The following is a 21,484-nucleotide window of genomic DNA, read 5'->3' as shown; positions in this document are numbered from 1 at the left end:
CCCCGGCGCGGCATGGATCAACAAACCATCCCAGGAAACCCAGACAGAAGCAGCCGCCTAACTCCCACTGGCCCCATTCACCTTGACAACTTCCGAGGCGACCACACCGGTCAGGACCCCGTGCGCGATAGCGTTTCCGGGTCCGTCGCTGCGCCCGAAATCTTCGTATGTGTGCAGAGTGAGTTCCCCACCGAAGACGTCAGCGTAGAAGCTCAGCGCTTCACGGGCTGTACCGGGGAAACTGACATAGATCTGGGGAGCGGTCATGCGCACACGCTCAATAGGTCGACGGGGCGAGGCTGGACTGAGTTCATGGTCTGGTTCCTATCTGTCAAAGGTAGGGATGAGAGTATTCCAGCGTCGATACGAACCTCAAGTAAAGCCTCACGAGGGAGAGGGGAGGACGGGACCATCCGGCCCTGCACTGGACTCCCTACACTGGCACTCTGAGCCACCTAACAAACACCGCTACCGCACAAGCACGACATTCATCTTCAAGGAGACACCACATGCCCGGTAAGACCATTGTTCTCACAGGCGCCAGCGATGGGATCGGAGCCGCTGCCGCCAGGAAGCTCGTCGCTGACGGGCACACTGTCGCCCTTGTCGGCCGCTCTGCAGAAAAGACCAAAGCACTGGCCCGGGAACTGGGTGCAGACCACTTCGTCGCGGACTTCACGAAGTTCGAAGACGTCCGCACGCTGGCGGCCGCACTCAAGAGCGCCTATCCGCGCATCGACGTCCTGGTCAACAACGCCGGCGGCATCTTCGGAGATCAAACCCGCACCACCGATGGGTACGAGAAAACGCTGCAGGTGAACCATCTGGCACCGTTCCTGCTGACCAACCTCCTCATGGACAGGCTCACCTCGAGCAGCGCCGTCATCGTGAACACCGCGAGTGTCGGCGCCCGGATCTTCGGGAACATTGACCTCGATGACCTCAACAACGACAAGAAATACTCCGCGAACAAGGCCTACGGTGATGCGAAGCTCGCCAACATCCTCTTCGCCAAGGAACTTGACCGCCGCTACGGAGGCAAGGGCATCTCCGCGGTTTCCTTCCACCCAGGGAACGTCCGGACGAACTTCGCCTCCGACACCACCAGCATCATGCGATTCATCTACCAGACACCGCTAGGCCGGCTAAGTGGCCTCATCAGCCCGGAAAAGGGCGCAGAACTCCTCGTCTGGCTCGTCGAAGGAACCCCCGGCCACGACTGGATATCCGGGGAATACTACGAAAAGCAAAAGCCCGCCAAAACAAACCCACAAGCTGCCGACACCCAGCTCGCAGCCAACCTCTGGGACAAAAGCGCAGAGCTCGTCGGCCTCACCCCCACCCACTGACCAACCTTCTCTGTCGCACCAGCAAGACAGCCCGCCTTTCGTCAAAGGATTCCTTGATACCGACGCTTGCATTCGCTACACCGGGGCATTCAGCCAGGTCGAACGATCCGGTCATCATCCGGAGGGATAGGACGGCTGCCCAGCCGCGTCGATGCGGGTCGGAAAGCAGTGGAAAGGAGCTAAGGTGATTGATCAGCCGCTTTCCGGGATGATCAATCACCATCCGCGTTTCGGGCCTTAGCAATATGGGGAATCAATGCAGAAATTTAGTCCGTCGTCGGTATTTTTCGCGCGAAAGCGATTTCGCTTTCCCACCGCGTTAATTGTGGCGGCTTCTGTGGTGGCTGGGGCATCAGGATGCGGTTCAGTCAGCTCGGATGCCCAGACGGGCGAAGTGGTCCGCGTCATTGACGGCGACACCTTGATCATCAACTTCGACGGCGAGGACCAAAGGGTCCGGCTCCTCAACGTGGATACCCCCGAGACCAAACACCCAGACAAAGCGGTTGAATGTCTCGGCCCGGAGGCGACCGCCTTCCTGGAGAGCATGCTTCCACCTGGCACCCCGGTGGGTTTGGACTTCGATGTGGAGAAAACTGACCAGTACGACCGTGTCCTTGCTGCAGTGGCTGTGGAGAATGGCACGTTGGTCAATGCCGAGATTGCCCGTCAGGGATTCGGTGTTGCGGTCCTGTTCGAACCGAACAGCAAGTACTTCGACGTCGTCAAGGAAGCGCAGGCTGAGGCAACCGCCAACGAGGCGGGTCTCTACGATCCTGCCGTGGAATGCACCGTTCCGGCCGAAATAGAGCAGGTGACGGCGACTATCGCCGAAGCGATGGAAGAACCGGTCGGCGAAACTGCCGCGGCCGTGGCAACGACCGTCGGCGCACTGGCCGCCGCACTGGCAGCAGCAAAAACGTTGCATGCCGCGCTGGAAGCGGGCGAGGACTCCCTGCGCTGGCTTGCACACTCAACCGCTGCCGGGGTGACGCTTCTTGCCGGGCTCGCATCCACGATTGACTCAGGTGAATCCCAACTCGTCGCTCTTGAGTCCAAGGTCAAGACGTTGGAATCGGAGGAAGCTTCGGCGAAGGCAGCTGCTGAGAAGGCGAAGGCTGCCGAAGCGAGAGAAGCTGCTGCAGAGAAGAAGCGGGTGGCTGAAGCTGCGGCGGAGAAGAAGTGGGTGGCTGAAGCTGCGGCGGAGAAGAAGCGGGTGGCTGAAGCCGCCGCCGATCGGGAACGCCAAGAGGCGGCGGCGCGGGCGGAGACAGAACGGATGGCGGCTGAGGCTGCCGCTGCTGCGGAAGCTGAGAGGCTTGCCGAAGCCGAGCGCGAGCGTGTCCGGAATCTCCCGGCCCCCTATGTTCCCCCGGCGCCACAGCCCTACGTTCCGTCTGCCCCGCAACCATCGCCCCCGGTTGTACAACCTCCCCCGGCCGTTCAAGAGCCGTACCCGGGTTATACCGGGCCCCGCTGCTACGCGCCCGGCGGGAAAACGTGGAAGCCCTGCCCCTAACCCGTGAGATGGTTTGGGAGCCGGTTACCCGGCGCCCTGCCACGGATTTCCAGTAGCTCCCGCGCATGAGCCTCCAGCCGGCGGTCCTCCTCCGACCGGGGGATCCACCCCGGTACCGCCACAGCCGTGCCAGTCTCATCCCGCGCCACCATGACCGTCAGACAGTACGTCGTCAGGTGCATCTCATCCTCCGTGGGCTTCCCGGACCTGACATGAACAGCAATGTGCATGCCCTTGTTTCCGGTGTAGACCAGCCGGGCCTCCACCTCGACCACGTCGCCGATCAGCAGCGGACGGTAAAACCGCACCCCACCGGAGAACACCGCCACGGTGTCCTGCCCGCAATACCGTGCGGAGCAGACGTAGGCGGCCTCGTCGATCCAGTCCATCACTGTGCCGCCGTGCACCTTTCCGCCCCAATTCACGTCGGTGGGCGCGGCGAGGAACCGCAGGATGACTTTCTCGGCCGTTCCTTCATCGGTATAGACCTGCCCGCGCATCGCCTCGACGATCTCTTCGCGGACAGCAATCCTGGCCACGGCCGCGTCGCGGCGGCTGATCTCCTCAGGCGTTGACGGCTCGTACGGTGGGACCGGGAGCGGTTTGCCGTCCTCGCCGACCGCCACGAAGATCACCAGGCACCGGCTGCGCATGGTGGCACCGCTGCCCTTGACGTCGCCCGAGGACACTACCGTCTGGATGTGCAGCGACGACCTCCCGGTGTACACGATGGTCGCTTCGACCTCCACCATGTCGCCCACGTTGACAGGGTCGGAGAAGTGGATGTTGCCGACATACGCGGTGACACAGTAGCTCTTCGCCCACCCGACCGCCGCGGCGTAGGCGGCCTTGTCCACCCACTCCAGCACCGTCCCGGCGTCGACGGACCCGCTGTGCCCGAGGTCTGTGGGCGCGGCCAGAAAACGCAAGGTCACCGAGTTGGTCTGATCCATGGAGACAGTATTGCTCACAACCGCCCGGCAGCGGCTATCTGTGTCGGCAGACAGACGTCACCAGACCGGTGCGCGTTCCACGCTTTCGGCGATCTCCGCGAGGCGGTGCGCCCGTGCGGATTCCGCCAGGGTGAACGGCTCGCCCGCCCGCCGGAACAGGAGCGGCCCGTGCCAGGCGGTCGGGATCTTCAGGATCGTCCGGTCCGCCGACGACGACGGCACCTCGCCGGGGTGCACGACCTCCGCCGACAGCAACTCGGCCACCACATGCCGCAGCTCGCTGGGGTCCCGGGTCAGCCGGGCAGCGAGGGTCAACGCCTTCGTCTGCCCATCAGCGAGGGCGAGTGCCGTCGTCGGCCAGATACTGGCAGCCCGCCCACCGGCGTCGTGCAGTATCCCCAGAATGTCGTCCTCACGGAGGCCGCCGGGGGCGGACAGCACAAACTCGTCCAGGGTGCCCAGCTCGGCGGGGTGCACATGGATGCTGAGAATGTTGATGTCGAGCCGGGCCAGCCTGCGGGTGATCCGCTCCAACGCTCCCGGCTCATCCCGCACCAGGACGCGCGCCCGCCACAGGGCTGCCGCTGTATCGAGCCGACGGCGACGCCGGATCGCCGGCGCGTGCAGGAAGGAACGCAGCAGCCGGGCCGCTGCCGGGTCGGCCACAAAGATCACCAGGGCCGTGGCAGTCACCGCCAGCACCAGCACCTTGGCCAGGTACGGCAGGTCGGTGTTGACCACCGCGGCGTGCACCAGCAGTTCGATGGGAAGCATCACCGCCACGTTGGCGAGCGTCACCCGGGTCTTTCCCGGTTCGGGAAGTTGACTACACAAATCGCAGATCAGGTCGGCAGTCGCTGCATGGGTGAGATGTCGCTTCATACCTCCAGCATGCAGGCCCGCTGTTTCGCCCGCGTTGCGACGTCGTGACCGTTTATCGCCAAACGCCACGGGGACGATATTCTGGGGATACCACCCGCGCACCACCGAAGCCCCCGACACCGTCGTCCGGGCGGACCGCGCGACTGGGCCAGCACCCGTAACCCGGGTTAGCCCGACAAGGCGACTGGCCGGACACAGCGCTGGAACACCCAGCGGCAGGAAGGGACAGACAGTGCATCGCGACCCATCGGAATGCCTTGACACATGGATGAGCCGAGAGGCTCTCGCCGAGGGAATGATCCCCGTCATCGGGCGGCTGTACCGCGAGAACAATGTGGTGATCAGCATTCACGGCCGGAGCCTCATCAACAAGTCGGCGATGAACATCCTCAAAGCCCACCGGTTTGCCCGCAGGATCAGCAAGGAAGAGCTGTTCCTGGAGGAAACCGCACCGCTGCTGCGCACCCTGGTGGACCTGGACCTCGGTGCCGCGGCCATCGATATCGCCCGGCTCACCCAGAAGTTCAAGGCCGACGGCGGCGGGGCCTCCCTGGAGGACTTCCTGCGGGTGGAACTGGCCGACGTCGTCGACAAGCGGGGGGCCGACGAGCGCACCAGCACCGACGTCGTCCTCTACGGGTTTGGCCGGATCGGCCGGCTGGTGGCCCGGCTCCTGATCGAAAAGGCCGGCGGCGGGCACGGTCTGCGGCTGCGCGCCATCGTGGTCCGCAAGGGCGCCGACAATGACCTGATGAAGCGGGCAAGCCTGCTCCGCCGCGACTCGGTGCACGGCAGCTTCGAAGGCACCATCCGGATTGACGAGGACGCCAACACGATCACCGCGAACGGTGTCCACATCCAGGTCATCTACTCGAACGATCCGTCCACCGTCGACTACACCGCCTACGGCATCAAGGACGCGCTGCTGGTCGACAACACCGGACGCTGGCGCGACGAGGAGGGGCTGTCGAAGCACCTGCAGAGCAAGGGCATCGCCCGCGTGCTCCTCACCGCCCCGGGTAAGGGCGCGCTGAAGAACATTGTGCACGGCATCAACCACAACACGATCCTGCCCACGGACCAGATCGTCACCGCCGCCTCGTGCACCACGAACGCCATCACCCCGGTGCTGAAGGCCATCAACGACCGGTTCGGCGTGGTGCACGGGCATGTGGAGACGGTCCACTCCTTCACCAACGACCAGAACCTGATCGACAACTTCCATCAGGGTGACCGGCGCGGCCGCTCGGCGGCGTTGAACATGGTCATCACCGAGACAGGCGCCGCGAAGGCCGTCGCCAAGGCCCTGCCCGAGCTCGAGGGCAAACTGACGGGCAGCTCCATCCGCGTGCCGACCCCCGACGTCTCGATCGCCATCCTCAACCTCACCCTGGCCGACGGCACCAGCAAGGACGAGGTCAACACCTACCTCCGCGAAACCTCGCTGCACTCCGATCTGCGCAAGCAGGTGGACTACATAGACTCGCCCGACGTCGTTTCCACCGACTTTGTCGGCTCGCGCCGGGCGGGGATTGTCGACGGGCTGGCGACCATCGCGAACGGCACCAACCTGGTGCTCTACGTCTGGTACGACAACGAATTCGGCTACAGCTGCCAGGTGGTTCGGGTGATGGAGGAGATGGCCGGAGTAAACCCGCCGTCGTACCCCGCCAAGGAACCCGTCGCGGCGACCGTGCGGTCCTCGGCGGTCTAAGACACGCCGCCCGCACTACAGCGTCCAAGCACCACAGCACCAGAATCGCCGGTTAGGGTCAGGTTCGCCGCTTGCAAGCGGCGGATCTTGCTCTAACCGGCGATTCTGCGTGGGGAGCAGTCTCAAGTCGGGGGCAGCCTAGGTCAGGGGGAACCTTGAGCCAGGGGCAGCCTTAAGCAGACCGGTGACGGAGCCAGTCCTCGAAGGTGAGTCCGTCAACCGGGTTGTCGGGGGCCAGATTGTCGCCGCTACTGAAGAATCTGCCCAGTGCACCGGGCAGGGGGATGGCGACCTGCCGGCTGGTGGTTCCGGTCACGTCACGGTAGATCCGGGCGAGCTCGGCCATGTCGAGCACCTGCGGGCCGCCGACGTTGATGACCCCGGTGGGAGCAGGCTCGTGAGTTGCTGCGTCGGCGAGGGCGCCCGCCACATCCTGGACAGAGACCGGCTGAAACGCAGCCCCTTTCAGGACCGGCAGCACGCCTACCTTGCCTCCGGCGTCAAACACGCCGGCCACAAAATTGTGGAACTGGGTGGCGCGCACGACGACTGAGGAGACGGCCGAGTTCTGGTAGATCTTCTCCTGCCGCACCTTCGAACGATAGTACGAGAACGCCGCGCGATCCGCGTTGACGATCGAAAGCAGTACCGCATGGCGCACCCCGCCCCCGCGGGCGGCTGCAAGCAGGTTCAGTGCGCCGTCGTCGAGCGCGCGTAACCCCTTGCCGACATGTCCGTCGAGAACATCGATCAGGACGTCGGCCTCCTCCATTGCGGCGGCCAACCCCTCTCCGGTTGTCACATCAGCCTGGAGGTACGTGGCCCCGGACACCCACCGGGACGAGTGGTGGGCAGGAAGGTGCCGGCCGACTGACCGCGTCTGGTGGCCGCGCCTGACGCATTCGTCCACCACGTGGTGACCCACCAGGCCAGTACCCCCGACAACCACTATTCTCGCCATGGCCCTCAGGCTACGCCAGGGAGCAGGTGCGTGCCAGAGGGCGGGAGCTACACAGATCCCCACCCCTGGAAACCGGGATTGCGCCCGGCGTGTTTGCGGGATTGGCCGGGCTACTAGAGTCGAAGCATGGAACAACGAACTCTAGGCAAAACCGCACGCTCCGTTTCGACCGTAGGGCTGGGAACCTGGCAGCTCGGCGCTGATTGGGGGGACGTCGATCCGAAGGACGCCACCGCAATCCTCCACGCCGCAGTCGACGCGGGTATCAACTTCTTCGACACCGCCGATGTGTACGGCGATGGACGCAGCGAACAGACCATCGGCGCCTTCCTGGCGGACAACCCCGGGCTGGACATCACCGTCGCCACCAAGATGGGCCGCCGGGTGGAACAACAGCCGGAGAACTACACGCTGGCGAACTTCCGCCAGTGGATCGACCGGTCGCGTACCAACCTTCGCGTGGACACCCTCGACCTGGTGCAGCTGCACTGCCCGCCGTCGTCCGTGTACTCGGACGCGGAAGTCTACGATGCCCTGGACACCCTGGTCAGCGAGGGCGCCATCCGCAACTACGGCGTCAGCGTTGAACGCACCGACGAGGCCATGGCAGCCCTGAAGCACGGCAATATCGCCACCATCCAGATCATCCTCAACGCGTTCCGGCTCAAGCCGCTGGACGAGGTGCTGCCCGCAGCGAAGGCCGCGGATGTCGGCGTCATCGCGCGAGTCCCCCTGGCCTCGGGTCTTCTCTCGGGCAAGTACTCGAAGGACACGACGTTCGCCGAGAACGACCACCGGAACTACAACCGCACAGGGTCAGCCTTCGATGTGGGCGAGACGTTCTCCGGTGTCGACTTCAGCACCGGCCTCAACGCGGTGAAGGAGTTTGGGGAACTGGTTCCCGACGGCGTCATCACCGCTCAGGCGGCCATCGCCTGGATTATTGCGCAGGACGGCGTCACCAGCGTGATCCCGGGCGCCCGCACTGTGGAGCAGGCACGCGCCAACGCCGCGGCCGCCGACACCGGCGCTCTCGGCGCGGAACTCAACAAGGGTGTCAGCAAGATCTATGACCGGCATTTCCGCGAAGCGATCCACCCCCGCTGGTAACTTTCGACGTCTGGCTGGCAACGCGTTAACGACGGCGGCCCCCACCCTGCGAGGGTGGGGGCCGCCGTCGTATGCGGTGCCGTTAGGAGCCCAGCGTTAGCCGCCGAACAGTGCCCAGACGCGGGTCATAGTTTGAGCGATTCCATACGCCAGGGGTACGACCACAAGGGCCCATACGAACGTGGTACTGACTGCCTTCATCTCATGCCTCCATTGCTGGTTCTTTGGTGGACGTCCCGGAATCGGGCTTCTCCTTTGGTTCATGGAACTTCGAGTCGACCGGCTTGATCATCAGGTTGGCGATGAAGCCGATGATCAACAGACCCACCATGGTCAGCAGTGCCGGCTGGTAAGCAGCGGCAGTGAGCTCGCCGGGGGTGCCCTGGGCGTCAAGGAAACCATTGATGATCAGGGGTCCGGCGATACCGGCTGCGGACCAGGCGGTCAGCAGTCGACCGTGGATGGCACCAACCTGGTAGGTCCCGAAGAGGTCTCGCAGGTAAGCCGGTACGGTCGCGAATCCACCGCCGTAGAACGAGATGATGAAGAAGGCCAGGAACACGAAGAGGATGGTGGTACCTGCACCGGCAAGAGCCAGCGTGGTGTACAGGATGGCGCCGACGCCCAAGTAGATCATGTAGATCTTCTTGCGGCCGATGATGTCCGAGGTGGAGGACCAGATGAAGCGTCCCGCCATGTTGCCGATCGAGAGCAGACCGACGAACCCACCGGCCACCGCGACAGTCACAGCTGTTGAGCCGTCTGCTTCGCGGAAGAAGTCCTGGATCATCGGGGATGCCTGCTCGAGGATGCCGATGCCAGCGGTCACATTGCAGAAAAGCACAGTCCAGACCAGCCAGAACTGCTTGGTCTTGATGGAGTTCTTGGCCGAGACGTTATCGGAGGTGACCAGTGCCTTGGTTTTGACCGTTGAGGGGTCGAAGCCGTCCGGCTTCCAGTCCGCTGCGGGAACCTTGATGGTGAACGCCCCGAACATCATGTGCACGAGGTAGACGGCAGCGAGTGTGAGGAAGAGGAAGCCAACCGCTTCGCCGCTGGCAACCCAGCCCTCGGCACTCGAGTTCGGGTCGTACATCCGCAACAGCTGGGTGGAGAGGGGGCTGGCGATCAGCGCGCCGCCACCGAAGCCCATGATGGCCATGCCGGTGGCCAGTCCTGGCCTGTCCGGGAACCATTTGATCAGGGTGGAAACTGGCGAGATGTAGCCGATACCCAGGCCGATGCCACCGATGAACCCGTAGCCCACGTAGACCAGCCACAACTGGTTGGTGAAGATGCCGAGCGAACCGATGAGGAAACCGCTGGTCCAGAACAGGGCCGAGGTAAACATGGCCATGCGTGGACCGTTTTTGTCCACCCAGGTGCCCATCACGGCGGCGGAGAGACCAAGCATCACGATGGCGATCGAGAAGATCACACCGATCTGGGTCAGGCTCGCGTCGAAGTGCTCAACCAGTGCGGTCTTGTACACGCTGGTTGCGTAGGCCTGGCCGATACACAAGTGCACCGCCAACGCTGCGGGGGGAATCAGCCAACGGTTAAACCCGGGCGGGGCAATGGTGTGTTCACGGGCAAGCCAGCTCATCTAGTACTCCTTCGTCACGGAGAGCGTGGGGTGCAGCCAGGGCGGCAGCCACGGACGCTACGTTCAAATGTTCAAAGTTCAACTTTCTAAGGGTAGACGAAGATCACAGTGTCCGTTGAACAGCGGGTGCCGGCCCCACAGCGCGGGGATCAGCCCCGTGGCGCCAGCACGGCGTAGTACCCGGGGATCTGCTCCGGCTGGCCCTTCGTCGTCATGTCCGCCGCATCGATGGTGACCGCCCCGTCCTCGAGCACCGTCCACCCGTCGTCGTCGAAGGCTGCCAGCCGTTCCAGAGGCCCAAAGTGGCCCGGCTTCGGCAGGCCGGAGATCGCCAGTTTCAGCGGCCGGGGAATACTGCGGGGCGAGGCGCCTAGCCGCGAGATGTAGTCCAGGGCATTGCCGCGGAAGTTCGTTTCGACGAGGAAAACACGCCCCCGCCGACCCACCAGCGGTAGCAGGTTCGCGGCCAGGGCAGTCCGCGCCCCGGGGTCGAGGACGTGGAAAACCCCGCGGACAAACACGTTGCAGTCACCCAGCTCAGAGGCCAGCAGCTCCCCCGCACTGGCCACCGTGCAGTCGAGGGTGCGGAATTCCACGCTGGGCAGGTCGGTGTTTTGGTCCCGGGCCCGCGCAACCGCGCCGGGTGCGACGTCGACGCCGAAGGCCCGCGGGAAGTGACCCGCCAGCAGGCGGGTGAAGCTGCCATGGCCGCATCCCACATCGACCACGGGCAGGTCGGGGTTCAGGGTCCGTTGTAGTGCCGGGAGATAGCTGGCGAACTCATGGTCGTTGCCGGCGTCCCACAGCACGTCACCACCGGAGCCGGTCTTCTGGATCCTCCCCCAATAGCCCTCCCAGGCCGTGTTCCGGTTCCTGGGCACCCGTGAGGACAGCCTGATGATGGAGGGCAGCAGGAGGTACTTCTTCAGGGATGGCACCCGCCTAGACTATGCCCTGAGGTTGCCGATGGCCCGATCCGCCTCCGGGTCACCGCCGCCGGCTGTGGCCCCCAATCCACCCGTAATGACTGCCGCCATGTCCGCGGCCAGCATCGGCCTGCCGAAGAAGTAGCCCTGCCCGTAGCAGCACCCCAGCTCGGTCAGGATCCGCGACTGGTCAGCTGTTTCGACTCCCTCCGCGATGGAAATGAGCCCGGCCGCCTCGATCAGTTGCAGGACGGCGGCAATGAACTTTCGCTGCCGCGGATCCGTGGCGATGTCTTCGATCAGCGAGCTGTCCATCTTCACCGCCTGGGCGGGAAGTTTCCTGAGGTAGCTGATGGATGAGTAGCCGGTACCAAAGTCGTCGATTTCGACACCGACGCCAAGCTCCCGCAACTCGAGCAAGTTCGCGGAGCTCGCTTCCGGATCGGTCATCAGGGAAGTCTCAGTAATCTCGACGATAAATCGATCGGTGGGAACAGCATGTTCGGCGAGGGCCCGGTCGATCAGATCAGCCAGACCGGGGGCCCTGCTTTCAGCGGTGGACAGGTTAATTCGGACGGCGAAATCCCGGCCATCCAGAACATCCCCCCAGTTTCCGAGCTGAGCAGCGACGGCGTCGATCATCCATCCGCCGATATCGACGACCAGTCCACTTTCCTCAGCTATCCCAATGAAGTTATCCGGATACAGCAGCCCACGGTCCGGGTGCTCCCAGCGCACCAGAGCCTCCGCACCAATAATCGTGGAGTTCCGGAGTGAGACCAGCGGCTGGTAATAAACTCGGAGCTGGCCTGCTGGAATGGCCTGACGCAGCTCCTCAAGAATGGTGAAACGCTCGTGCGTGGCATGCAGCATGGCCGGATGAAACACCTGGACGTTGCTGCGGCCGAGGTTTTTCGCCACATACATGGCGGTATCCGCGTCGCGCATCATGTCTTCGCCCGACTGTCCAGCTTCACCGCACCGGACACCGATACTCGCAAGGATGTGGATGCTGGTTTCGGCGACGATCATCGCCGGCCGCAACGCATGAAGGATGCGCTCAGCGATGTCGCAGGCAATCTCGTCGGTGGTTTGCGGCAACAAGATTGCAAACTCGTCGCCGCCCAGCCGTGCAACGGTATCGGTTTCCCGGACGGTCGACTCAAGACGGCGTCCCACTTCGATCAGCACCTGGTCGCCGGCAGAGTGGCCAAGGCTATCGTTCACAGCCTTGAAAGCGTCAAGATCCAGCAGGATCAAGGCGGCGGGTTGCGACCTTACGGCGGCGGGCAGCGTTTCGTCGTCAATCCGTCGGCGCAGCAGGGTTCGATTCGGGAGACCGGTGAGACTGTCATACATAGCCATCCGTTCTAACTCAACCTGCGCCGCGTGCAAGCTTGCGGTCCGGTCACGGACCCGCTGCTCCAGTTCTTCGTAGAAAACTTCGAGTTCCTCGGCCAGGAGGTTCACGCCGCTGATGACGGCGTCCATTGAGTCTCGGGCGGGTGAAACTTCCATCCTGGCTGACAAGTCCCCGGAGGAGAGCCGGACAATCCCCTCCACCAGGGCGTCGAGCCGCTTGTCCACAAACTCTTCCGCCATTCACCCCTCCTTCAGCCAGACGAGCGCGGCCGGTTCGGAGGTGAAGAATTTTGTGGGGCACGGGAGCGAGCTCACCCCAAGAATGAAGTTGGCGATGACCTTATCCACCTGGGAGGCGCCCAGGAGAGCGATTCGCGAGGCAGAGCAGGGCAACCCAAACACCGTTCGCGCTCCCCGGCTGACTGCCTTGGTTGTGGCCATGTCAACGAGCATCGGGTGGCGTGCGCCGGCGCAGAGATCATTCACCCGGTCCATCGCGCGGCGGGCGTCCTCCTCGGCGATAGAGATTCCCCTCTCCCACCTCAGACGCAGGATGCTGTCGGCCCCCAGGGCCAGGGTTGCGCCGATCCCGTCGATCCCGTCCGGCGGGAGCTCACCCACAACGGACCCTTCGGTACTCCAGCGGGTGACAGGGCGGGTGCGAGAGGAAGCATGATTCGGCTGAGACCATGGGTACAGCATAGATCTCCCCGACGCCCGCCGGGTATCTGAGTGCCGCGCGAATCAGCCAGCCATCACCCGGGCCAGGGCAGCAAACCGTTCGCTGCCGGCCAGGTCCTCGATCAGCACCGACTGGCCCTCCGGACCGGCGAGCGGGATCCGCCAGTTGGGGTACTCGTCCTTGGTGCCCGGCTGGTTCTGGGTGCGTCGTTCCCCCACCGCATCGGTCAACGCGACACCCAACAGGACCGACGGTGTCCGCACGATGAACTGGTGCAACGCTTCGACGGTTTTCTCCACAGTGGCTGCTGACCCCTCAGCTGTCGGTCCGATCACTGACCGCACCAGGGACAGCACCGATTCCTGGGCCACCTGATCGGCAGCCCGCTCCTCCTCGACGGGACGGTTCAGCAGGCCCAGCGACTCGCGCAGGTCAACGTGCTCACCGGCCAGGTAGCCGGCGGTAGGCGGCAGGTCGTGAGTGGTGACGGACGTGAGGCACGCCTGACGGTAGCTTTCGGGCCGGCGGGGGCCGTCGTCGTCGTGCTCGAACCACAGGATCGAGGTCCCGAGGATCCCGCGCTCGGCCAGGTAGTCCTGCACCCCGGGCTCAAACACGCCGAGATCCTCGCCGATGACGACGGCGCCCGCCCGTTGCGCTTCGAGGGCGAGGATGCCGATGAGGGCCTCGTGGTCGTAGTAGACGTAGGTCCCGTCGCCCGAGGCGCCGCCCGCGGGGATCCACCAGAGGCGAAACAGCCCGAGGATGTGGTCCACGCGAATGCCGCCGGCGTGTTTGAGGACGGTGCGCAGCATGTCCCGGTACGCCGCGTACCCAGACTCGGCGAGACGGCCCGGGTGCCAGGGCGGCTGGCTCCAGTCCTGGCCCTGCTGATTGAACATGTCCGGTGGCGCGCCGACGCTGATCCCATCGGCCAGGACGCCCCGCAGCGACCAGGCATCGGATCCGTGGGCGTGCACTCCTACCGCCAGGTCGTGAATGATCCCGATGGTCATCCCCGCGTCGAGGGCGCCGTGCTGTGCGGCCGCAAGCTGTTCGTCGCAGAGCCACTGCAACCACAGGTGGAACCGGATCCGGTCGGCGAGTTCGATGCGCTGCGCATCAATGTAGTCGGGGTCATCCCACGCGGCAGCCCCCGGGGCAAGCGTCTCGGCGAGCGCGCACCACAGGGCGAAGCTGTCCAGCCCCGGCCCTTCCTGGCCAAGGAACTCGTCAAAGCTGTGCTGCCGCTCGGCGTTGAGCGGTACCCGGTGGATGGCTTCCAGGGCACTCAACTTAGCGGCGTAGCTGCTGTCACGGTCAAGGATCTCCGCGTTCTGGTTGGCTTGTTTCAGTGCGGCAGCCTGCTCTTCAACGGCCTGGCGCTGCTCGGGGGCAAGCGCGGTGAACTCCGGCACATCCTCCACCCGCAGGTAGAGCGGATTGAAGAACCGCCGGGTCGAGGGCAGGTACGGGGATGGCTCGACCGGGGGCGCGGGCTCCGCGGCGTGCAGCGGGTTGATCAGCACGAAACCGGCGCCACGGCTGGCCGAGAACGCGGCCAGCGCCCCCAGATCGGCGATATCCCCGACACCCCAGGAGTCCTGGGACCGCACCGAATACAGCTGCGCCATGAGCCCCCAGGTCCGGGTCAGGCGTGCGGTGGTGTCCAGCCGTTGCGGGGTGATGACCAGCGTGCACTGCGCAGCCTCGCCGTCATCCGCAGGTCCGGCGTGCAGGGTGTGCCAGCCGAGGGGCAGGTCCGCTGGAAGGGCGAAGTGCAGGCGCTGGCGGGCAACGCCGTCGACCTCCGAGTGCTCCGTGGGCACGTCGGCCAGGGCCAGGTCCCGCTGCCCACCGTCCTCAAGCAACACCCGAAGGGTGGGCGTCGTTCCGGCGGGCACGGTGACCGGGACATCCTGTGCCACGGATTCCCTGCCAACGACGACAGGGGGAAGGGTCCGTCGCCACGGCGAGGTCTCGGACTCGCTCAGCGATCGGGCGGCATCGTCCCCGGTCTCGCAAGCCACGCCGAGTGCTGTGAGCACTTTCGTGAGGGTCTGCGGGCTGACGCTCTTCTCGGCGCCGTCCCAGCCACGGAAGGCTGTGCCCACGTGGTGAGCTTCGGCGAGGCGGTGCAGCAGGTCGGGCTCGGGCGGGGTGGACGAACGGGATTCTTCTGTTGCAGGCATACCCTCAAATCTAGGGGGTCGGAGGGCGGTTCGCTACGCTGGAGTGATGGATGACCAGCAGCGGACCCGGCTCACCGCCACCATCAGCGGAACCGTCCAGGGGGTGGGATTCCGCTACTACACCCGCGAAAAGGCCCGCCAGTTGAACCTGACCGGGGTCGCCTCAAACCGGCCGGACGGGTCGGTGCTGATTGTCGCCGAAGGGCCGGAGACCGCCATCCGCTCGCTGGTCGGGTGGCTCAACTCCACGGGCGCCCCGGGCAGGGTGGAGAACGTCGTCGAATCGTATAGCGAGCCGGCCGGGGAATTCACCGATTTCCGGACGGAATGAAGCTACCCGGGAGTAGCATAAGGGCACAGCTCCACTGGGTCACCGACCCGCGGCGACCCAGCTGAGCAGAGGGGTCAGCCATGAGCGCCGAAACGCAGCCACAGTCAGACCAGTTACTCCCCGACGCGACCCCGCCGGTTGCGCCGGACACTGGTGGCCCGCCGGTCACCGAGCGCAGGGCGCGGGAGGTGGCGGAGGCAGCCCGCGAAACTGGGTGGACCCGGCCCAGCTTCGCGAAAGGCCTGTACCTGGGCAACTTCGACCTGCGGCTGATCCATCCGCACCAGGTGTCCACCACCGCAGACCGGGAGCGCGGCGAAGCGTTCCTGCGGGACCTGACCAGCTACGCCGCCACCCTGGACGGCGGTCGCATTGAACGCGACGCGCAGATTCCGGACGAGTACCTCAGCGGGTTCGCCGCCCTCGGCGTCTTCGGGATGAAGATCCCACGGGAATACGGCGGTCTCGGACTGTCCCTGACCTACTACGGTCGGGCGTTGATGCTGCTGAGCTCAGTCCACCCCAGCATCGGGGCGCTCATCTCGGCGCACCAGTCGATAGGGGTGCCCGAGCCGGTGAAGATCTTCGGCACCCCTGAACAAAAGCAGCAGTATCTGCCGCGTTGCGCCGCCGGCGCGGTGACGGCCTTCCTCCTGACCGAGGCCGACGTCGGCTCCGACCCCGCCCGGATGGGCGTCACCGCAACGCTCGACGGCGACACCTACGTCCTCAACGGCAGCAAACTCTGGACCACCAACGGCGTCATCGCGGAACTGGTGGTGGTGATGGCGAAGGTCCCGGCGCACGACGGCGGGAAGGGCGGCATCTCCGCCTTCGTGGTGGAAGCCGACTCCCCCGGCATCACCGTCGAAAACCGGAACACCTTCATGGGGCTCAAAGGCATCGAAAACGGGGTCACCCGGTTCGACAACGTCAGGGTACCGGCCGCCAACCGGCTGGGGAGAGAGGGCCAAGGCCTGAAAATTGCTCTCACCACGCTGAACACCGGCAGACTCTCGATTCCGGCCATCTGCGCCGCGTCGGGCAAGTGGTCGCTGAAGATCGCCCGCGAATGGTCCAACGCCCGGGTGCAATGGGGGCGCCCGGTAGGACAGCACGAGGCCGTCGGCCAGAAAATCGCGTTCATCGGCGCGACCGCCTTCGCCCTGGAGGCGGTCTTCGAGCTCTCCGCAGCACTCGCCGACAGCAACCAGGTGGACGTCCGGATTGAGGCAGCCCTGGCGAAGCTGTGGTCGAGTGAAATGGCGTGCAAGGTGGCCGACGAACTGGTCCAGATCCGTGGCGGGCGGGGTTACGAGACCGCCGACTCGCTGCGGGCCCGCGGGGAGCGTGCGGTGGCCGCCGAGCAGCTGCTACGGGACCTGCGGATCAACCGGATCTTCGAAGGATCCACCGAAATCATGCACCTGCTCATTGCCCGGGAGGCAGTCGATGCTCACCTGTCGGCGGCCGGTGATCTGGCGTCGTCGGACGCTGACCTGGCCGCAAAGGCGAGAGCCGCGGTCGGGGCGAGCGGGTTCTACGCCCGCTGGCTGCCCAAGCTGGTGGCGGGCCAAGGCCTGAATCCTGCGGCCTATGGTGACTTCGGGAGCCTGGCCAAACATCTGCGCTTTGCGGAACGGTCCTCCCGGCGTCTGGCGCGCAACACCTTCCTCGGGATGGGCCGGTGGCAGGCCGGGCTGGAGCACAAGCAGGTGTTCCTCGGCAGGATTGTCGACATCGGTGCCGAGCTTTTTGCGATGGCGGCGGTCTGCACGCGCGCTGAGCTGCTCCGCTCGGAGGATCCGGACGAGGGCCGCACCGCCTATCAGCTGGCAGACGCGTTCTGCCTGCAGTCCCGGGGTCGGATCGGGCGACTCTTTACCGACCTGTGGAACAACACCGACTCTTCCGACCGCCGTTTGTCCCGGCAGGTCCTCGACGGCACCTACACCTGGCTGGAGAAGGGGATCATCGACCAGTCCGAGGGCACCGGACCGTGGATTGCGCCCCGGCCGGAGGGACCGTCAACCCGGCCCAACCTGCACCGGAATTACCGCTGACACTAACGCGCCCCGCGCTTCCGGCCAACGGGGCGCCGGGGCGCTCGGGCGCTATGCCAGGCCGTTGCGGAGGAGCCGCCCGGACGGAGTCGAAAAGTCGATGACCCGGCCGCGGAGGAAGGTTCGGCGCACGACACCCGAGAGCTGCTTCCCGGCGTACGGGGTGATGGGGTTCTTGTGGTGCAGCTTCCCCGGGTCGACGACAAACACGTCGTCGGGCGCGAAAATCGCGAGGTCCGCGTCATAGCCGACCGCGAGGCGCCCCTTCGTGGTGAGCCGTGCCAGCTGCGCCGGCCGGGCGGACATCCAGTCGCTGACCTGGTGAAGGTCGATGCCCCTTTGCCGCGCCTCCGTCCAGATCAGGGAAAGGCCCAGTTGCAGCGAGGAGACCCCTCCCCACGCCACCGCGAAGTCACCGTTCTTGAGGTCCTTCAGATCGAGGGTGCTCGGTGAGTGATCGGAGACGATGCAGTCAATGGTGCCGTCCCGCAGGCCTGCCCAGAGCAGCTCGCGGTTGCTCGCTTCCCGGATGGGTGGGCAGCATTTGTAGGCGGTGGCGCCATCGGGGATCTCTTCGGCCGTGAGGGTCAGGTAATGGGGGCACGTCTCGACCGTCAGTCGGACGCCGTCCCGCTTCGCCGCGGCAATCAACGGTAGGGCATCCGAGGATGACAGGTGCAGGATGTGCGCGCGTGCACCCGTGCGACCGGCCCGCTCAATCACCTCGGCGATGGCTACGTTCTCGGCCCCGCGGGGCCGGGAGGCCAGGAAGTTCCCGTAGGCCGTTCCTGCCGCCGAGGGCGCCCGCTCGATCGCTCCCGCGTCCTCCGCGTGCACGATCATGACCGAGTCGAAACCCGCCAGGACCGCCATGTCCTGCTCCATTTCCGCGGGGTCGAGGGCGGGGAACTCGTCCACCCCCGAGTGCAGCAGGAAACACTTGAACCCGAAAACCCCCTCGTCGTGCAGTGGCCGCAGGGCGTCGGTGTTCCCGGGAACTGCCCCTCCCCAGAACCCCACGTCAATGAACGCCTGGTCCTTCGCGACGTCCTGCTTGGTATGGAGGGCCCCGGGGCTGGTAGTCGGTGGAAGGGAGTTCAGCGGCATGTCGATGATGGTGGTGACACCGCCGGCAGCCGCGGCCCGGGTGGCGGAGGCGAATCCCTCCCACTCGGTCCTGCCGGGCTCGTTGACGTGGACGTGAGTGTCTACGAGACCGGGAAGGAGCACTTCGGTGCTGGTCAGTTCGACGATCTCGTTGCCCGACAGGCCACTTCCGAGGGGTTCGACCGCGCTGACCCGCCCGTCCAGGATTCCGACCTCGCGGGGGAGCTCGCCAGCGGGCGTCATGATGCGCTCGCCCCGGATCACCAGGTCAAAGTGTGGCTGCGTTCCTCCCGGTGAGCGCGTTTCGGTGGCGTGGGGCATGCTGTCTCCTGACGTCCGTCTGACCCATCAACGTACCCGGTGCTGCTACATTCACCTAGACAGATGCTTCCACTCAGTAGGCAGTGGTATCCATCAGGCGAAATCGTCGCGAGGAGATCCGGTGAATAATTCCCTCAGCTTCCCTGCCGGGACGTGGGTGAGCCGATGACCGAGCCCACGCTGAGCGCTGCCGACTACACGGCAATCGACACCGTCCTGCAGTCCACCGACCGGCTGCTGTCCGAAAACTACCCGGGGGATGACGGCACCCGCCAGCCCGTCCACACGGTCTACGTGCCAGCCGACCGGTTCACCGGAACCCTGGTTGCGGAGTGGGGTGCTGGGGCGCTCGCTGCCCTTCGCGCGCAGGGCGGCATGGAGGCGCTGTGCGCCACGATTGGCCTGCCGGTCACCCTAATCGACCAGATCAGCGCCCGGGTCACCGCCAAGCTCCACAGCGAACCGATCGAAGACCTCCGGCTGGATTTCGAGGACGGGTACGGGCTGCGTGCTGATGCGGAGGAAGACGGCGATACGCTGCGGGTCGCCGACCTGGTGGCTGCCGCCGTCAACGATGGGACCAGCCCGCCGTTCATTGGCATCAGGTTCAAGAGTCTTGAGGAATCCACCCGGGCCAGAGGACTGAGGACCCTCGACCTCTTTGTCGCCCGGCTGATGGAACGCGGCGGCCTGCCAGAGGGGTTGATCCTCACCCTGCCCAAGGTCAGCACCGCGGCCCAGGTCGAGGGGATGGTCTACGCCTGTGAGAAGCTCGAACAGTTCCACGCCCTCCCGGCGGGCCGGCTGCGGTTTGAAGTCCAAGTGGAGACCCCGCAGCTGATCCTCGCCGCAGACGGCACAGTGCCCGTCGCGAAACTGTTGCAGGTGGGCAACGGACGTGTATCGGCGCTGCACTATGGCACCTACGACTACAGCGCATCGCTGGAGATCGCCGCGGCATACCAGGCCATGGATCATCCCGCGGCCGATTTCGCCAAGCAGGTCATGCAGGTGGCCGTCGCGGGCACCGGCGTGCGGTTATCCGACGGCTCGACGAACATCCTGCCGCTGGGCTCGGACGAAAATGTCCTCAGTGCCTGGAAACTGCATTCGGCCCTGGTGCAACGATCCCTGGAACGCGGGTACTACCAGGGCTGGGACCTGCACCCGGCCCAGCTTCCCAGCCGCTTCGCCGCGACCTACCTGTTTTACCGGCGTGGGTTCGATGCCGCCGCCGCACGCCTGCGGAACTACGCACACCGGCTGGAGAGCACGGTGCTCGATGAACCTGCCACCGCGCGTGCCCTTGCCCGTTTCCTGCAGCGGGGGCTTCTCTGCGGTGCCGTTGATCCGCAGGAAATCGACGCTGCAGTCAGTCTTTCAGCGCACCAACTCGCAGCGCTGGCCCAGTCCGGGTTGATGCCCACCGCCAAGGAGAATAATGACTGATCCCACCTACTACGCTCCGCAGACCGGGCTGCCCCCACAGTCGGCCTTGCTCACGGACCGCGCCATTGTGACCGAGGCATACACCGTCATCCCCCGGGGAGTCTTGCGGGACATTGTCACCAGTGTCCTCCCCGAATGGACGGGCACCCGTGCATGGATCCTCAACCGTCCGGTGGCTGGCGGCGCGACGACGTTCGCCCAGTACCTGATGGAGGTCGCCCCTGGCGGCGGTTCGGGTGCACCCGAACCCCAGCGGGAGGTCGAGTCGTTTGTCTTCCTCCTCGCCGGGGAGCTCGCCGTCACCATCGACGGCGTGGCGCACACGCTGACGCCCGGAGGGTTCGCCTACCTGCCCGCCGGGTCTCACTGGCAGGCGGAGAACCGTGGAGCTGACCTGGCGAAGTTCCAGTGGATCAGGAAGCGCTATGAGCCCCTGGCCGGTCACACGGCCCGGGCCGTCGTCGGTAATGAGCGCGACATCGAACCGGGTGCAATGCCGGACACCGACAACAAGTGGCGCACCACCCGCATGCTCGATGTCCAGGACCTCGCGTACGACATGCACATCAACGTGGTCACCTTCGAGCCGGGTGCGTCCATTCCCTTCGCGGAAACGCACGTCATGGAGCACGGACTGTACGTGCTGGAGGGCAAGGCGGTGTACCGGCTGAACGGGGACTGGGTGGAGGTCCAGGAAGGTGACTACATGTCCCTGCGGGCCTTCTGCCCGCAGGCTTGCTATGCCGGCGGACCCACCAACTTCCGCTATCTGCTGTACAAGGATGTCAACCGTCAGATTATCCTCTGACCTACCAGAGCGACCCGGCGAAGGATGTGCCAGCGAATGCTTGACACATCCGGCGTGACAGGGATTACACTTTCGTGAAATAGGTATTCCGCACTGCAGAAACATCGAATCAAGTCGATTCGTCGATGGTCAAGGGTGTTCAGCGCTGC

At 65.1% G+C, this 21,484-nt stretch carries 18 protein-coding genes and 1 pseudogene; 8 read left to right on the top strand and 11 right to left on the bottom strand.

The window, feature by feature from the left end:
• Positions 1-96: 96 nt before the first annotated feature.
• A pseudogene (locus IWX64_RS14900) lies at positions 97-267 on the bottom strand (VOC family protein); the annotation flags it as partial.
• A gap of 242 nt (positions 268-509) precedes the next feature.
• On the opposite strand from IWX64_RS14900, the gene IWX64_RS14895 reads away from it, so the two are divergent.
• Positions 510-1,349 (top strand): SDR family NAD(P)-dependent oxidoreductase, encoded by an 840-nt coding sequence (locus IWX64_RS14895; RefSeq protein WP_196867914.1) that lies wholly within the window; start codon positions 510-512, stop codon positions 1,347-1,349.
• A 340-nt stretch (positions 1,350-1,689) separates the two neighbouring features.
• The gene (locus IWX64_RS14890) at positions 1,690-2,868 is read left to right on the top strand and encodes a thermonuclease family protein (protein WP_196867913.1); all 1,179 of its coding nucleotides are present in this window, start codon (positions 1,690-1,692) and stop codon (positions 2,866-2,868) included.
• Here IWX64_RS14890 and IWX64_RS14885 read toward each other — a convergent pair.
• Together IWX64_RS14885 and IWX64_RS14880 are read right to left on the bottom strand one after the other, a co-directional pair.
• Positions 2,865-3,821: an acyl-CoA thioesterase gene (locus IWX64_RS14885; protein WP_196867912.1), complete on the bottom strand. Its 957-nt coding sequence runs from the start codon at positions 3,819-3,821 to the stop codon at positions 2,865-2,867. The two genes, IWX64_RS14890 and IWX64_RS14885, sit on opposite strands and share 4 nt — an antisense overlap.
• Positions 3,822-3,878: 57 nt before the next feature.
• Positions 3,879-4,703: an ACT domain-containing protein gene (locus IWX64_RS14880; protein ID WP_196867911.1), complete on the bottom strand. Its 825-nt coding sequence runs from the start codon at positions 4,701-4,703 to the stop codon at positions 3,879-3,881.
• A gap of 232 nt (positions 4,704-4,935) precedes the next feature.
• On the opposite strand from IWX64_RS14880, the gene IWX64_RS14875 reads away from it, so the two are divergent.
• Positions 4,936-6,417, top strand: a complete 1,482-nt coding sequence (locus tag IWX64_RS14875) for a glyceraldehyde-3-phosphate dehydrogenase (protein ID WP_312883910.1) — start codon at positions 4,936-4,938, stop codon at positions 6,415-6,417.
• Positions 6,418-6,589: 172 nt separating this feature from the next.
• Here the strand turns inward: IWX64_RS14875 and IWX64_RS14870 are convergent, their stop codons facing one another.
• Positions 6,590-7,378, bottom strand: a complete 789-nt coding sequence (locus tag IWX64_RS14870) for an SDR family oxidoreductase (protein WP_196867909.1) — start codon at positions 7,376-7,378, stop codon at positions 6,590-6,592.
• 126 nt (positions 7,379-7,504) lie between these two features.
• Between IWX64_RS14870 and IWX64_RS14865 the strand changes: the two genes are divergently transcribed.
• Entirely contained in the window at positions 7,505-8,488 is a 984-nt protein-coding gene (locus IWX64_RS14865) for an aldo/keto reductase (protein ID WP_196867908.1), read from the top strand.
• Between the two features lie 96 nt (positions 8,489-8,584).
• Here the strand turns inward: IWX64_RS14865 and IWX64_RS17345 are convergent, their stop codons facing one another.
• The 6 genes from IWX64_RS17345 to malQ form a co-directional block, all read right to left on the bottom strand.
• Positions 8,585-8,689 (bottom strand): MFS transporter small subunit, encoded by a 105-nt coding sequence (locus tag IWX64_RS17345; protein ID WP_442859066.1) that lies wholly within the window; start codon positions 8,687-8,689, stop codon positions 8,585-8,587.
• Position 8,690: 1 nt separating this feature from the next.
• Positions 8,691-10,094 carry an OFA family MFS transporter gene (locus IWX64_RS14860; RefSeq protein ID WP_196867907.1) on the bottom strand — a complete coding sequence of 468 codons (1,404 nt, stop codon included), beginning with the start codon at positions 10,092-10,094 and terminating at the stop codon, positions 8,691-8,693.
• 149 nt (positions 10,095-10,243) lie between these two features.
• Positions 10,244-11,032: a class I SAM-dependent methyltransferase gene (locus IWX64_RS14855; RefSeq protein WP_196867906.1), complete on the bottom strand. Its 789-nt coding sequence runs from the start codon at positions 11,030-11,032 to the stop codon at positions 10,244-10,246.
• Between the two features lie 9 nt (positions 11,033-11,041).
• Complete coding sequence (locus tag IWX64_RS14850; protein ID WP_334683334.1) at positions 11,042-12,622, bottom strand: putative bifunctional diguanylate cyclase/phosphodiesterase; 1,581 nt, start codon at positions 12,620-12,622, stop codon at positions 11,042-11,044.
• The gene (locus IWX64_RS14845) at positions 12,623-13,003 is read right to left on the bottom strand and encodes a DUF7793 family protein (protein WP_196867905.1); all 381 of its coding nucleotides are present in this window, start codon (positions 13,001-13,003) and stop codon (positions 12,623-12,625) included.
• 123 nt (positions 13,004-13,126) lie between these two features.
• Positions 13,127-15,256: a 4-alpha-glucanotransferase gene (gene malQ / locus IWX64_RS14840; protein ID WP_196867904.1), complete on the bottom strand. Its 2,130-nt coding sequence runs from the start codon at positions 15,254-15,256 to the stop codon at positions 13,127-13,129.
• 46 nt (positions 15,257-15,302) lie between these two features.
• Between malQ and IWX64_RS14835 the strand changes: the two genes are divergently transcribed.
• Together IWX64_RS14835 and IWX64_RS14830 are read left to right on the top strand one after the other, a co-directional pair.
• The gene (locus IWX64_RS14835) at positions 15,303-15,587 is read left to right on the top strand and encodes an acylphosphatase (RefSeq protein ID WP_196867903.1); all 285 of its coding nucleotides are present in this window, start codon (positions 15,303-15,305) and stop codon (positions 15,585-15,587) included.
• Between the two features lie 80 nt (positions 15,588-15,667).
• On the top strand, positions 15,668-17,650 hold the full coding sequence (locus tag IWX64_RS14830) for an acyl-CoA dehydrogenase family protein (protein ID WP_196867902.1): 1,983 nt from the start codon (positions 15,668-15,670) through the stop codon (positions 17,648-17,650).
• A 51-nt stretch (positions 17,651-17,701) separates the two neighbouring features.
• Here the strand turns inward: IWX64_RS14830 and allB are convergent, their stop codons facing one another.
• Complete coding sequence (allB, locus tag IWX64_RS14825) at positions 17,702-19,078, bottom strand: allantoinase AllB (RefSeq protein ID WP_196867901.1); 1,377 nt, start codon at positions 19,076-19,078, stop codon at positions 17,702-17,704.
• Between the two features lie 165 nt (positions 19,079-19,243).
• On the opposite strand from allB, the gene IWX64_RS14820 reads away from it, so the two are divergent.
• Both IWX64_RS14820 and IWX64_RS14815 read left to right on the top strand, forming a co-directional pair.
• A complete protein-coding gene (locus IWX64_RS14820; protein WP_196867900.1) occupies positions 19,244-20,527 on the top strand; it encodes a DUF6986 family protein in 1,284 nt (427 codons plus the stop codon).
• The gene (locus IWX64_RS14815; RefSeq protein WP_196867899.1) at positions 20,520-21,335 is read left to right on the top strand and encodes a bifunctional allantoicase/(S)-ureidoglycine aminohydrolase; all 816 of its coding nucleotides are present in this window, start codon (positions 20,520-20,522) and stop codon (positions 21,333-21,335) included. The genes IWX64_RS14820 and IWX64_RS14815 overlap by 8 nt, the downstream gene beginning before the upstream one ends.
• Positions 21,336-21,484 lie beyond the last annotated feature (149 nt).

This window comes from Arthrobacter sp. CAN_A212, assembly GCF_015752345.1.
GTDB lineage: Bacteria > Actinomycetota > Actinomycetes > Actinomycetales > Micrococcaceae > Arthrobacter_D.
Note: the sequence above shows the minus strand (reverse complement) of the source record. Positions and strands in the feature narration are given on the sequence as shown.